This is a genomic window from Rhodoferax sp. WC2427, from assembly GCF_040822085.1.
In the GTDB taxonomy this organism is placed as follows: Bacteria; Pseudomonadota; Gammaproteobacteria; order Burkholderiales; family Burkholderiaceae_C; genus Rhodoferax_B.
The window spans coordinates 2,695,105-2,706,225 of sequence record NZ_CP162006.1 but is presented as its reverse complement, the minus strand read 5'-3'; the positions used below and the strand labels follow the sequence as shown (position 1 = coordinate 2,706,225).

Here is an 11,121-nt window from a genome sequence, read left to right as displayed (position 1 = left end):
GGCCGCCTATGGCCATCTTCCGCGCACTAACCAACAATGTCCTGGCCCCGCTGGCATCCAAATGGTCGGCGCTGTTCCCGTCCTCCAGCAGCCTGCCAGGCGAGCAGGGCCAGCGCATTGCCTCCGACCTGGCCATGCAGCGCGCCATGCGCAACGCCATGTTTGTGGACTACGACCGGCGCGCGCTCGTGGCCACCATGCGCGAGATGGACCGCAAGGATGGCCGGGTGAAGATGGTGCACGGCCGCACCGCCAGCGACGTGATCCGGGGCGGGCTCGTGATGCAGACCGCCAGCGAGGTGCTGAAGCGCGAGTGGGATGGCTTCCAGGCGCGGTTGCAGCTCAACAATTGGGAGAAGCTCAAAAGCGATGCCCGGGGCGGGCTGGTAATCGAGGGCAACCTGCCGCTGCAGCTGGTGCTGGACACGTCGGGCACCACCGCCCAGGTGGTGGCCGCGGTGCGCATGCCCAGCGACACCCTGCAGCCCATGACCGACATGGGCGGCCGCTTCAAGAACCCGGCCGCAGCGTTTGAGCAGCGCGACGTGATGACCGGCCAGACCCTGGCCAGCTTCGCCGCCTGGCAGTTGGCGCTGGGCCGCTTGGACCCCGACAACTGGGACGACCTGGGCAGCATGGGGCGCCCCATGCTGGACGGCTGCGCCAGCACCTGGCGCAAACTGATCATGACCGAGGAAGACCTGGTGATCCGCCGCCGCACCCGCGCGCCGCTGCGCCTGGCCCACATTCTGGAAAATGCCGACGAACCCACCATGGCCGCCTACCGCCAGCAGACCCAGGGCGAACAGAACGAGATCACCACCGACTTCTTTTTAAACCGCAAGGGCGGCGTGCAGGCCATCCAGGGAGACGCCACCCTGGGCGATATCGGCGACGTAGCCCACCTGCTGAGCACCTTTTTTGCCGGTTCGCCCGCGCCCAAGGCCTTGTTTGGCTACACCGACGGCGTGGCCCGCGATGTGCTGGAGGACATGAAGCGCCAGTATTACGACTACGTGGACGGCCTGCAGGACGCGCAGGGCGGGGTGTACGCCTTTGCCTTCCGCATCCACCTGCTGCTGCAAGGCATAGACCCCGGTCCGGACGATTTCTACCTTCGCTTTGCCACCCGCCGCACCGAGACATCCAACCAGGTGGCGGACCTGGCGCTGAAATGGATGGCGCTGGGCCTGCCGGATGAGTACATCCAGACCGAGATGGGTTTGGATCCGCAGAAGATCCGGGCGATGAAGATCAAGCAGGCCAACAGCACCGACCCGTACCCCAACCCGTTGAAAGTGGGGCCGGACGGCCTGCCCATGGCCCAGGGTTCGTTGAAGGTCAGCACCACGCCCGGCAACGCACCCAAAGGCGAGAGCAGCACGGCGGTGGGGCAACCGGGTAGCAATGGCGGGCGAGGGCGCGGGTGAAGTCCGCTGTCACCCGTGCCGCCATCCATCGTGCCAGCCAGCAGGCACGCAATGCCATGCAGGATCTGGACGCTCAGCAGGCCGCAGAGCTGCTACAAATATACGAGCAAGCTGCGCAGGATGTACAAGCGCTGGTGGCCTCCAAGGCCAACAATGGCGACCTGGTGCCGCTGGAGCGCCTGCAGGATCTGCTGCGCCAGGTAAACGACGTGATCGACGCGCTGGGCCACCAGCGCAACACCCTGATGGCCCAGGGCCTGGAGCAGGCGGCCGCGCTGGGCGTACAGCCGTACACCCCGGCAGCGGTGGCGGCTACGGGCCAGGCGGGCGCACAGGCGGTGCTGGGCAGCGATGCGGCCATGCGTGTGGCCACCGATGCCGTGAAATTCGTGCTGAACTTCCGCGCCGCCGACGGACTGCAGCTGAGCGACCGGGTGTGGCGGCTGGACCAGGGGGCCAAAGAAGTGCTAGGCCGGGCTATCAACAGCGCGGTGGTGCAGGGCTGGGACGCGCAGCGCGCGGCGGCGCAGTTCATGTACAGCGGCCAGCCGGTACCGGCCGATGTGTCGGCGCGCCTCCAGGGCGGCACCGTGGGGCAGGTGGCCCGCGCGGCCGATTTGCTGGCCGGCAATGATCAGGCTGAAGTGTGGAAGGCCGCCCGCGTGTTCCGCACCGAAGCCAACCGCGCCCACGGCACCGCCTACATGCAGGGCGCCGCGCAAACGCCGGGCTTTGTGGGCTTCAAGTACCTGTTGAGCCCGCAGCACCCCAAGCCCGACATTTGCGACCTGCTGGCCGCGCAGAACCTGTACGGCCTGGGCCAGGGCGTGTACCCCAGCGCCGACCGCTGCCCCTGGCCCGCACACCCCAACACACTCAGCTTTGTGAACATCGTGTTTGCGTCGGACCTGACCACTGCCGACGCGGCGGGCAAGGAAACCGTGACCGATGCCATGGGCCGCATGCCGCCCGATGTGCGCGAGGGCATTCTGGGCCAGCAAAAGGCCACGCTGTGGGACGAGGGAAAGCTATCGCAGGGCATGATTCGCAGCCCGCTGTATGCAGTGAATAAAAGGCTCTTGCGCAGAGCCTGACTGCGCAGGCAGCTATGAATTTTGATGGATATTCAACGGCCTGCTACGACGTGGGCAGCAGTTTCTCCAGCTCCCGCTGGTAGTCCAAGGGGGACAGTGGTGGCGATCCGGGGTGGGTAGGGCGGCACAGCCAAAGCTGGGCATATTCGTGGGTGCGGGCTTCCTGCAGCTCCACCTCCACGCCTGCCAGCAGCATGCCATTGCCGACGGTGCGCAGAATTACCGGGTCGGCCATCACTGCCACCGTGCGCCATGAGCTGCCGCCCACCCGCTCGTACAAGGTGGCGAAGCGCAGGTGGCGCCGGAAGTTGTTGTGTTTGGCATCGCTGTCGGCAATGACCAGGTGGGCGCGCACGGGCTGGGGCCATTCGGCTTCCCGAAGTCGGCGGCCTTTGTCTCGCAGGGATGTAATTTCACAGAACACTGGTTAAATATACAGTAAACCACGGCGCTACGATATTGCCATGTGCAGCCACTACCAAGCCGTAAAAAAGCGCGAGCAATTCCGCAAACATTTTGGGTGCGACATGCCCGAGGAAGCGGGCGTGGCCGATTTGTGGCCAGGCAAGCAAGGCCTATTCATCCGGCGACCGCGTGAGGAAGATGGGCGTGAAGCCCTGCCGGGCCTGTTTGGCATGGTGCCGCACTGGGCAGACGACACCAAAGGCACCCGGTTCACCTACAACGCGCGCACCGAAACCGTGGCCGAGAAACCCAGCTTCCGCGATGCCTGGCGGCTGGGGCGACACTGCATCATTCCGGCCGATGCGATCTACGAGCCCGACTGGCGCAGCGGCAAAGCCATCGCCACCCGCATCTCCCGGGCAGACGAACAGCCCATGGGCATCGCAGGCCTGTGGACCGGGTGGAAGGCACCCGACGGCAGCATTGTGCGCAGCTACACCATGCTGACGATCAACGCGGCGGACCATGCGCTGATGCGCAATTTCCATAAAACCGAAGACGAGAAGCGCATGGTGGTCATCCTGCAGGAGGATGCCTACGGTGCCTGGCTGAACGCCCCGGCCGAGGACAGCATGGCTTTCATGCAGATGTACCCGGGCGAGCTGGTGGCCCAGGCGTAGCGGCTAGCGCTTGGTTTCGACCACCAACGCGGCGTTGGGCGGAATGATGGTTTCGCCTGCTTTGAGCAAGTCTTTCAGCTGCTGGTAGGTGGTCTGTGGGGTCAGGGTGATCTGCAACAGCGTGCCGCCCTTCGATTGGCCAGCCAGCACCAGTCGTGTGAGCGCCTCACTCTCTGTGCAATTTCTACTTTTTGCCTCAGCTTCCACCGCTGCTTTCACCTCTGCAGGTAGATCTGGAATGGGTGATGCAAAGGAGCTCTGAAGGCGGGCTGTGACCTCTGCGTTAAAGCTGCGGCCCATCGCAAAAGCCGCTTTAGTTACTTGGTATTTGAGTTCGCTGGAAATGCGTAATGGATACGAGGGAGATTGGTGTCGATCGGTCATGGCCGAAATTGTGGATGCCAATTGGAATCTTGACAAAGAATCTATTTGACATCCATCAAATGTGGAATCTATACTTCATCCACACGAACAACAGTGTGTGAAAGGAACAAATGGAGAAACCACCACAACGAAAGCCCTATTCGCTGCGCATGCCCGTTGACTTGGAAAAGTGGCTCAAGCATGAGGCGGTAGATAACTCCCGCAGCTTGACTGCTGAAATCGTTACCCGGCTGGAGGAATCCAGGCGGCAACAGCTCGAAAAGAGGGCTGAAGATGCGAAGTGAGCCCACAAAAGAAAATGCCCCGGCTGCGTCAACAGCCGGGGCATCGAGTGCCCAGAACCCCATTACCAATGAAAGAACCAAGCCCATGAATTCTAATACCCAACACCCAGCATCGGCTATAGAGAAATCAGAGCCGGTACAGCTGATGCCCGTGCTATTCCACGAGGACACCCTGGTTTTGGTTGAGCATAATGCGCAGCCCTACGTGGTCATGAAGCCCTTGGTGACCGCCATGGGCCTCGATTGGCGCAGCCAGTACGTCAAACTTGCTGAGAAATTCGGGTCAACTATGGTGGAAATCACCACAGTTGCAGAGGACGGAAAGCCTCGCACCATGATTTGTCAACCTCTCCGCAAGCTCCCCGGCTGGCTGTACTCCCTCAACCCTGGCAAGCTGACCGCTGCGCTGCGCCCCAAGGTCATCCGGTACCAGGACGAGTGCGACGAGGTGCTGTGGCGGCACTGGACCCAGCAAGAACCGCTGCATGGAGGGAAACGACTGGGGGCCAGCGACAGCGACCGGCTCATGCGGAGGCGCGGTGATTTGCGCAAAGAGCTGGGCAACACCGCTAGCCTGGGTGTCGCCACCGATGCCTATGCCGACTACGTGATGGTCAGTGCTTTGCTGGGGCAGCGCGCATCTGCGATGCTGGATTTGGCCCCAGGTGTGCGGCAGCAGATTCTTGCCCTGGAAGGCGGTGCACCATGAGCGATGAACTTCAAGAAACCCTGTCCGACACCGCCGTGGATGCCGACGGCGCTTACACCAGCATCCGCGCCCTGTTGGAGCTGCTGCACGGTTGCCCACCGGAATACCCGCTGTCGGCAGGCCTGTTTGTCGGGCTGGTGGAGGGTGTAGGCGTGCAGATGGCCAACGTGGTGGACGGCCTGCGGGTGGCACGGCACACCCGCTTTCAGGCGTAATGCAGTAGGCCTCACCGGCCCGGCGGGGTGCTACCGAATGCGTAGCATCCCGCGCTTTACCCTGGCCTTGATTCCCGCAATCAATTGCCACTTTACCCCCCTTTTTTTGGCGAGCTGAACCCTTGAAACTGTGCCCCATCCGGTCGTCGGATGAGAGGCCTTATGAAGCGTTCGATCATTGCAATTGCAGCCCGGCACATGCTGCTGGCCCAAGGGGATGCGCCCGGCGTGGTGCGGTTCCTGAGCCAGTCGGTCACGCTGGCTGACGGCGTTACGCAGACGTGGGTGACCTTGACCCGGACGGGCAATTTCACCGACCCGCGCTACGGCGCATTTGCGATCACCAACGACATGCTGGGCCAGATGGTGGCCAACTTTGACAAGCGCGTGCTGGGCCAGGACGTGTTTATCGACGTGAGCCACAAGCCCAGCGACGGCGCTGCGGGCAAGGTGGTGAAGCTTTCGGTCGAGGGCGGCCGACTGCGTGCCCTGGTGGAGTGGACACCTTTCGGTGTGGCCGCGATCCAGGACCGGGGCTTTACCTACTTGAGCGCCGAATACCACGAGCAGTGGCAAGACAACGAAAAGCAACAGCCGTACGGCTGCGTTTTGCTGGGCGCTGGCTTGACGGTGCGGCCCGTGATCAAGCACCTGGAGCCGGTGCAGCTCTCCGCCGACAACGACCACGACCGTGCCGTGCGCACGGCGATCTCCCCATCCCTTCTTAAAGAACTCTCGGAGTTTTCCATGAACAAATTTTTGCAAGCCCTGCTGGCCCGCCTGATCAAGCTGGGCTTTACCGAATCGACGGCCAAGCCGCTGCTGGATGCGGCTGCCATCCAACTGACCGCCGCTGCCGATGACGAGGCCAAATGCCTTGCGGTGGTGGACACCTGGGCAGTGGCGGGCGATGCCGCCATGGCACAGATCAAGGCCGCAGGCGGCGATGGCAAGCATGTGACCATCCAGCTGGCGGCCCCCACGGTAGACGTGGCAGGCGCTGTGCGCCTGGCCCTGGATGCCCGCGATGCCGCCACCCTGGCCGACCGCACCGGCATGGCCGCCAAGCTCAAGCTGCTCAGCGACACCATTGCCGACGGCGACAAGACCCTGACCCCCGAGGGCGTGAAGAAGTTTGCCGACGACTACGCCCCCATGGTGTCGTCCGCCACCACCGACGACCAGGTGAAGCACCTGGCCGCCCTGGCCATCAAGCAGACGCAGAGCATGACCGCCGCGGTGAAGCTGGCCACGCTGGGCTACAACCCTGTAGGCGGCACGATCCAGATCAGCGTGGACAGCAGCAATGGCATCAAGGCCCTGCAGGAGACGGTGGACAAGCGCCTGGGCTTTGCCGAGGGCAAAAAGGCCGACCGCCGCTTTGACCGCACCGGTGGCGTGTTGCTGGCCCAGAACAAGGACTTTGCCGACAAGTGCCTGGCGCTGTTCGATGCCGTCAACGGCCAGCAGCTCAGCGACGAGCACAAAGCCCTGGCCGCAGGCGCGGGCAGTATCAGTGACGTGGCGATCCCCAAGATTGCTGAGCGCACGGTGGTGCGTGAGTCGCTGTACAACCTGATGAGCCTGGGCCTGGTGGATGTGGGCACCATCCCGTTCACCAACGTGCTCAGCATCAACTACAGCTACCGCGACCAGACGGCCGCCGTGGCATCGGGCCTGCGCCGCTACGAGCGCCAGGCCATCCGCAACGCCGGAGTGATCCAGACCAGCGAAGAAACCCGGCCCATCCCGCAAAAGCTGGCCATGCAGGTCAGCAACGAAATGAAGCTGCTGATGGCCGCGGCCAACATCGACTTTGACCCCATCGCCGACAACGTGCTGAACATGGCCCGCATCGTGGGCGAAGACGTGGAACTGCTGAACCTGAACGAAATCGCGGGTAGCGCAGACGAGTGGGGCGCCTATGCCGTCAGCACCGAAACCCTGACCGCCAACGTCAACGGCACCAAGCGGATTTTCCCGCTGGCCAACTTCCCCGTGGTCAAGCCGCGCGCCATGTACGACCTGAAGGGCGTGCAGCAGGGCACCACGCTGAACCCCATCACCGTGATGCTGAACGGCGCGGCCAAGACCGAGTACCTGGTGCCCGCCGATGGCAGCACCCTGGCCGCTGGCCAGTACTGGGTGATGGACTACAACATGGGCGAGCTGCAGTTTCTGACCGAAACCGGCGCGGCCTACACGCCTCCCAACGCCACGGCGCTGACGGTGGCCTACAGCACCACCACCAACGTCAAGAAGTTCGACACCGACCAGGGTGCCGTAGCCACCGATGTGTTCTATGACACGTTGCTCTTCGCCATCGGCGGCCGCAAGTCGGTGATCGAAGACACGCGCTACTACAACGCCAACATGATCCTGATGAGCGGCAACGTGAACAACGCGCTCAGCCAGGCCAAGACCTTTGGCGCCAACTCCGCCCGCGTCGCGACCGGCCTGGCAGCCGACGGCAGCGTGGGCCTGGTGAAAGATATGCCGGTGTTCCGCCCCCGTGCGCCGGGCTCGCTGTTTGGCGACACGCGCATTGTGGTGGGCCAGCGCCTTAACACCCGCTTCCGCATGGCCAAGCCCTGGTCCATGACGCCTCTGGAGCAAGCCCGCAACTCTGCTGGCGCCTTCATCGACGCCATGGAAGGCTTTGGCACCCAGTGGGTGGGCAGCCACACGCCCAGCCAGCTCAAGGGCGCGGCCACCAGCATCATCTTGTACAGCACCAATGGGCGTGTTGCACGCGCCATCTAGCCCCGGCATAACTCCCCGCCGCTAGTTGCCCCCCGGCCCGCCTTATGTGCGGGCCGGGAGCTTGCCAAACCCCCATGGAGCCTTCGATGCAAAAGATTTTTACCAACGACACCAACAGCCCGATGTACGTCCGCGGCCAGATGATCCCGCCCGGCGAGCAGGTGATGCTGGAGGTGCCCGACGAAGCCGCGCCCCTCGCCGCTGCGCCTCTGCCCACCCTGGCCGAGCTGGTGGCGCTGGAACTGAAAAAGCCGGTACCCGAACTGGTGGCGGGCTTTGCCGCAACCGGCGACGACGCGCTGGACATGATGGCCGCGCTGGAAGGCCAGGCCGACAAGCCCCGCACCACGCTGCTGACGGCCCTGGCCGACGAGCGAATCCGCCGCGCCGATGCCAAGCTGACCAGCGACCCTTTGTAAACCAGACCTAAGGCGGCAGCAACATGGCGGGCTCGATGGCATTGGCAGACCTGGCGGCAGACTTTCAACGCAGTCTGCACGACGGCGCGAGCCTGTTCAAAGCCGACGACTATGCCGATCTGACCCGGTTTTTGCTGCAGGCCCTGCCCGACATGGCCACCAAGCGGCCCCGCACGCTGCTGGGCCAGGTGACACTGAGCGCGGGCGTGGCGCAGTACCCATTGGCCGCGCTGCCTGCTTTCAGCGCCTACAAGGCGCACCTGTGGGACCGCACTGCGTGTTTCCCGCAGCCATGGGAACCCGGCTACCCCGGTGCTACGCCCCGAGTGTGTGCATCGTCAGACGGTGCCGCCTATGCGCTGGACTTCAGCCCCGCGCCCACCGCGTTGCACCTGGCCGCGCTGGGCAGCACCTTCAAGTTCTATTACTTTGCCCAGCATGTGCTGGGTGCTACAGCGGCCGAAACCACCGTGGCCGCTGCCGATCGGGGCCTGCTGCTGCTGCGCGCCCAGGCCGAGGCCATGCGCGAGCTCACGCTGCACCAGGCCAACAAGCCCGTGTCCATGCGCGACGGCCTCAGCGGTACACCCCGCAACAGCACCCCCGCCGCACTGCACGAAATGCTGCTGCGCCTGTTCTGGGAAGCAAAATGACCAGCGGCATCCGCCACAACGCCTACCAGGTGGCCGAACGCCTGGCTGCGCGCGGCCCCCGGGTCGAGGCGGCCGCCAAGGCCGCGCTGGACACCCAGGGCCAGATGCTGGCGCGGGTGATGCGCACCAAGGCCCCCAAATTTCAAAGCCTGCTGACCAACTCGATCCGCATGGACTCGCCCAGCCCTTTCCAGCGCGTGATTGCGCCGGGCGTGGACTATGCGCCTTACCAAGAGCACGGCATTGCCCCCGGTGGCCGGGGCCTGCCACGCTTCAACGACCCCGCCGCCGGGCCCATCATTGCCTGGCTGCAGAGCAAGGCCTTTGCGGGCCAGCGCACACCGCGCAAGGGCAGCCGCAAGGCGGTGCTGCGCAACCTGGAACTGCGCGACCGCTACGAGGGCCTGGCCTGGGCCATCCGCCACAAGGGCACCAAGGCCAGCCCGTTCGTCAAGCCCACCTTTGCCGAGCAGAGCCGCAACGTCGGCGAGGCCCTGCGCCGCGCCGTGGCCAAGGGCCTGGCGGCAGACACCGCAGCGGGTACCAGCGCATGAGCGGCATCCAAGAGCAAACCCTGGCCGCGATGGTGGCCAGCCTGGCAGCCCGCATGCCCGGACGCACGGTGCAGCGCAGCCTGCCCAAAGACCCGGCAGGCCTGCAGGTGGCCGACCTGGTGCCCGGCCTGGTGTGCATCGTCGCCGCCGGTGGCGGCAGCTTTGCCAACTGGAGCGGCCGCGAGGGCGAGCTGGGCAGCATGAACGTCAAGGTGGTGGCCTTCCTGGCGGTGGACGAAGACACCGAGCCGCAGGCCATCGAGCAGGCTGAAAACGCATTGCTGGCCGACCTGCTGGCCTGGTGCCAAGACATAAAACCCGAGCCGCTGGACGACGTGGTGCCGGGCAACTACCAGCAAAGCAGCCAGGTGGAACACCCCTACGGCTGGCTGGTGCTGGACCTGACCGTGAGGAACGTATGAACTTTGACCAGGCATTTGACCGGCTGATGGGCGCAGAGGGCGGCTACGTCAACGACCCCCACGACCCCGGCGGCGAGACCAATTGGGGTATCAGCAAGCGCAGCTACCCCACCGTGGACATCAAAGCCCTGACCCGCGAGGGCGCCAAGGCCATTTACCTGCGCGACTTTTGGGCACCGCTGGTGGATGCCCATCCTGCCGTGCGCTTCCAGACCTTCGACTTTGCCGTGAATAGCGGCATCTCCACCGCCGTGCGCAAGCTGCAGGCCGCCATCGGCGTGGCAGACGATGGCCACTGGGGGCCGCTCAGCGCCGCCAAGCTGGCCAGCATGGACGTAAACGATGCGCTCATGCGCTTCATGGCCCAACGCCTGCGGTTCTGGGTCAAGTGCTCCGCCTGGCCATCGCAGGGCGCGGGCTGGGTCAACCGCGGCGCGCGGCAGCTGGAATATGCGGCGGAGGACAACTAGATGGACTTCTCCAACCTGTTGACTAAGGCCCTGCCGTGGATAGGCGCGGCCGCCACCGGCAATGTGCCTGCCCTGATCACGCTGGCCGCCAACGAGGTGGGCAGCGCCCTGGGCGTGGATGTGGCCGCCACGGCAGACGCGATCGGCAGCGCCGTAGCCCACGCCACCCCCGAGCAACTGCTGGCCCTGAAGGACCGCGAGCTGGGGTTTCAAGAGCGCATGCAGGCCATGGGCTTCACCCACGTCGAGGATATGGCGCGCTTGGCGGTGGAAGAGGCCAAGGTGTTCGTGGCCGACACAGCCGATGCGCGGCACTCCAACAGCGGCGACACCAAGGTGTACTGGCTGGGCATATCGGTACTGGGCACCTTTGCCATGCTGATGGTCCTGGTGCTGCTGGGCTGCTACCGGTTTGTGATCGGCGAAGCCAAGATGGACATGGGGGCCGTGGCCGTGGTGGCCGGGCTGATCGGCACTGTAGTGGGCTATGCCGCTGCGAATGCCCAGCAGGTAGTCAGCTACTTCTTTGGTAGCAGCAAGGGCAGCAAAGACAACGGCCAGCGGCTGGGTGATGCCCTGAGCGAAACCATGAAACAAATCGGAAACAAGGGCTAGGCCATGCAGCGCTTGGAGAAATTT

Annotated in this window: 15 protein-coding genes; 13 read left to right on the top strand and 2 right to left on the bottom strand. The window is 64.4% G+C overall.

The genetic code is table 11. The features are described from left to right. The first annotated feature begins 8 nt into the window (after nucleotides 1-8). The gene (locus AB3G31_RS12800) at nucleotides 9-1,430 is read left to right on the top strand and encodes a hypothetical protein (protein WP_367846466.1); all 1,422 of its coding nucleotides are present in this window, start codon (nucleotides 9-11) and stop codon (nucleotides 1,428-1,430) included. Beyond that, a complete protein-coding gene (locus AB3G31_RS12795; protein ID WP_367846465.1) occupies nucleotides 1,427-2,524 on the top strand; it encodes a hypothetical protein in 1,098 nt (365 codons plus the stop codon). Before AB3G31_RS12800 ends, AB3G31_RS12795 begins: the two co-directional genes overlap by 4 nt. A 43-nt stretch (nucleotides 2,525-2,567) precedes the next feature. Here the strand turns inward: AB3G31_RS12795 and AB3G31_RS12790 are convergent, their stop codons facing one another. Then, nucleotides 2,568-2,879: a hypothetical protein gene (locus AB3G31_RS12790; RefSeq protein WP_367846464.1), complete on the bottom strand. Its 312-nt coding sequence runs from the start codon at nucleotides 2,877-2,879 to the stop codon at nucleotides 2,568-2,570. Nucleotides 2,880-2,988: 109 nt separating this feature from the next. On the opposite strand from AB3G31_RS12790, the gene AB3G31_RS12785 reads away from it, so the two are divergent. Beyond that, nucleotides 2,989-3,609 carry an SOS response-associated peptidase gene (locus AB3G31_RS12785; RefSeq protein WP_367846463.1) on the top strand — a complete coding sequence of 207 codons (621 nt, stop codon included), beginning with the start codon at nucleotides 2,989-2,991 and terminating at the stop codon, nucleotides 3,607-3,609. A gap of 3 nt (nucleotides 3,610-3,612) precedes the next feature. Here AB3G31_RS12785 and AB3G31_RS12780 read toward each other — a convergent pair whose 3' ends face one another. Beyond that, complete coding sequence (locus AB3G31_RS12780) at nucleotides 3,613-3,993, bottom strand: Arc family DNA-binding protein (RefSeq protein ID WP_367846462.1); 381 nt, start codon at nucleotides 3,991-3,993, stop codon at nucleotides 3,613-3,615. Nucleotides 3,994-4,103: 110 nt separating this feature from the next. Here AB3G31_RS12780 and AB3G31_RS12775 point away from each other — a divergent pair, with 110 nt between their 5' ends. The 10 genes from AB3G31_RS12775 to AB3G31_RS12730 all read left to right on the top strand — a co-directional run bounded on the left by AB3G31_RS12775 (nucleotide 4,104) and on the right by AB3G31_RS12730 (nucleotide 11,097). Then, the gene (locus AB3G31_RS12775) at nucleotides 4,104-4,277 is read left to right on the top strand and encodes an Arc family DNA-binding protein (RefSeq protein WP_367846461.1); all 174 of its coding nucleotides are present in this window, start codon (nucleotides 4,104-4,106) and stop codon (nucleotides 4,275-4,277) included. 85 nt (nucleotides 4,278-4,362) lie between these two features. Beyond that, nucleotides 4,363-4,986, top strand: a complete 624-nt coding sequence (locus AB3G31_RS12770; protein ID WP_367846460.1) for a phage antirepressor N-terminal domain-containing protein — start codon at nucleotides 4,363-4,365, stop codon at nucleotides 4,984-4,986. Then, nucleotides 4,983-5,201: a hypothetical protein gene (locus AB3G31_RS12765; protein WP_367846459.1), complete on the top strand. Its 219-nt coding sequence runs from the start codon at nucleotides 4,983-4,985 to the stop codon at nucleotides 5,199-5,201. The genes AB3G31_RS12770 and AB3G31_RS12765 overlap by 4 nt, the downstream gene beginning before the upstream one ends. A 162-nt stretch (nucleotides 5,202-5,363) precedes the next feature. Then, a complete protein-coding gene (locus AB3G31_RS12760; protein WP_367846458.1) occupies nucleotides 5,364-7,964 on the top strand; it encodes a phage protease in 2,601 nt (866 codons plus the stop codon). An 86-nt stretch (nucleotides 7,965-8,050) separates the two neighbouring features. Beyond that, nucleotides 8,051-8,383, top strand: a complete 333-nt coding sequence (locus AB3G31_RS12755; RefSeq protein WP_367846457.1) for a hypothetical protein — start codon at nucleotides 8,051-8,053, stop codon at nucleotides 8,381-8,383. Between the two features lie 35 nt (nucleotides 8,384-8,418). Beyond that, on the top strand, nucleotides 8,419-9,036 hold the full coding sequence (locus AB3G31_RS12750) for a hypothetical protein (protein ID WP_367846456.1): 618 nt from the start codon (nucleotides 8,419-8,421) through the stop codon (nucleotides 9,034-9,036). Then, complete coding sequence (locus AB3G31_RS12745; RefSeq protein WP_367846455.1) at nucleotides 9,033-9,590, top strand: hypothetical protein; 558 nt, start codon at nucleotides 9,033-9,035, stop codon at nucleotides 9,588-9,590. Before AB3G31_RS12750 ends, AB3G31_RS12745 begins: the two co-directional genes overlap by 4 nt. Then, nucleotides 9,587-10,012 carry a hypothetical protein gene (locus tag AB3G31_RS12740; RefSeq protein ID WP_367846454.1) on the top strand — a complete coding sequence of 142 codons (426 nt, stop codon included), beginning with the start codon at nucleotides 9,587-9,589 and terminating at the stop codon, nucleotides 10,010-10,012. Before AB3G31_RS12745 ends, AB3G31_RS12740 begins: the two co-directional genes overlap by 4 nt. After that, on the top strand, nucleotides 10,009-10,482 hold the full coding sequence (locus AB3G31_RS12735; RefSeq protein WP_367846453.1) for a glycoside hydrolase family 108 protein: 474 nt from the start codon (nucleotides 10,009-10,011) through the stop codon (nucleotides 10,480-10,482). The genes AB3G31_RS12740 and AB3G31_RS12735 overlap by 4 nt, the downstream gene beginning before the upstream one ends. Next, nucleotides 10,483-11,097, top strand: coding sequence for a hypothetical protein (locus AB3G31_RS12730; RefSeq protein ID WP_367846452.1), 615 nt, complete (start codon nucleotides 10,483-10,485; stop codon nucleotides 11,095-11,097). The last annotated feature ends 24 nt before the right edge of the window (nucleotides 11,098-11,121 follow it).

What these genes read in the sequence shown, in the direction of transcription:
- AB3G31_RS12760 (WP_367846458.1), top strand. Translation starts at nt 5,364, where the DNA reads ATGAAGCGTTCGATCATTGCAATTGCAGCCCGGCACATGCTGCTGGCC.
- AB3G31_RS12785 (WP_367846463.1), top strand. Translation starts at nt 2,989, where the DNA reads ATGTGCAGCCACTACCAAGCCGTAAAAAAGCGCGAGCAATTCCGCAAA.
- AB3G31_RS12750 (WP_367846456.1), top strand. Translation starts at nt 8,419, where the DNA reads ATGGCATTGGCAGACCTGGCGGCAGACTTTCAACGCAGTCTGCACGAC.
- AB3G31_RS12800 (WP_367846466.1), top strand. Translation starts at nt 9, where the DNA reads ATGGCCATCTTCCGCGCACTAACCAACAATGTCCTGGCCCCGCTGGCA.
- AB3G31_RS12730 (WP_367846452.1), top strand. Translation starts at nt 10,483, where the DNA reads ATGGACTTCTCCAACCTGTTGACTAAGGCCCTGCCGTGGATAGGCGCG.
- AB3G31_RS12740 (WP_367846454.1), top strand. Translation starts at nt 9,587, where the DNA reads ATGAGCGGCATCCAAGAGCAAACCCTGGCCGCGATGGTGGCCAGCCTG.
- AB3G31_RS12755 (WP_367846457.1), top strand. Translation starts at nt 8,051, where the DNA reads ATGCAAAAGATTTTTACCAACGACACCAACAGCCCGATGTACGTCCGC.
- AB3G31_RS12735 (WP_367846453.1), top strand. Translation starts at nt 10,009, where the DNA reads ATGAACTTTGACCAGGCATTTGACCGGCTGATGGGCGCAGAGGGCGGC.
- AB3G31_RS12770 (WP_367846460.1), top strand. Translation starts at nt 4,363, where the DNA reads ATGAATTCTAATACCCAACACCCAGCATCGGCTATAGAGAAATCAGAG.
- AB3G31_RS12745 (WP_367846455.1), top strand. Translation starts at nt 9,033, where the DNA reads ATGACCAGCGGCATCCGCCACAACGCCTACCAGGTGGCCGAACGCCTG.
- AB3G31_RS12765 (WP_367846459.1), top strand. Translation starts at nt 4,983, where the DNA reads ATGAGCGATGAACTTCAAGAAACCCTGTCCGACACCGCCGTGGATGCC.
- AB3G31_RS12780 (WP_367846462.1), bottom strand. Translation starts at nt 3,993, where the DNA reads ATGACCGATCGACACCAATCTCCCTCGTATCCATTACGCATTTCCAGC.
- AB3G31_RS12775 (WP_367846461.1), top strand. Translation starts at nt 4,104, where the DNA reads ATGGAGAAACCACCACAACGAAAGCCCTATTCGCTGCGCATGCCCGTT.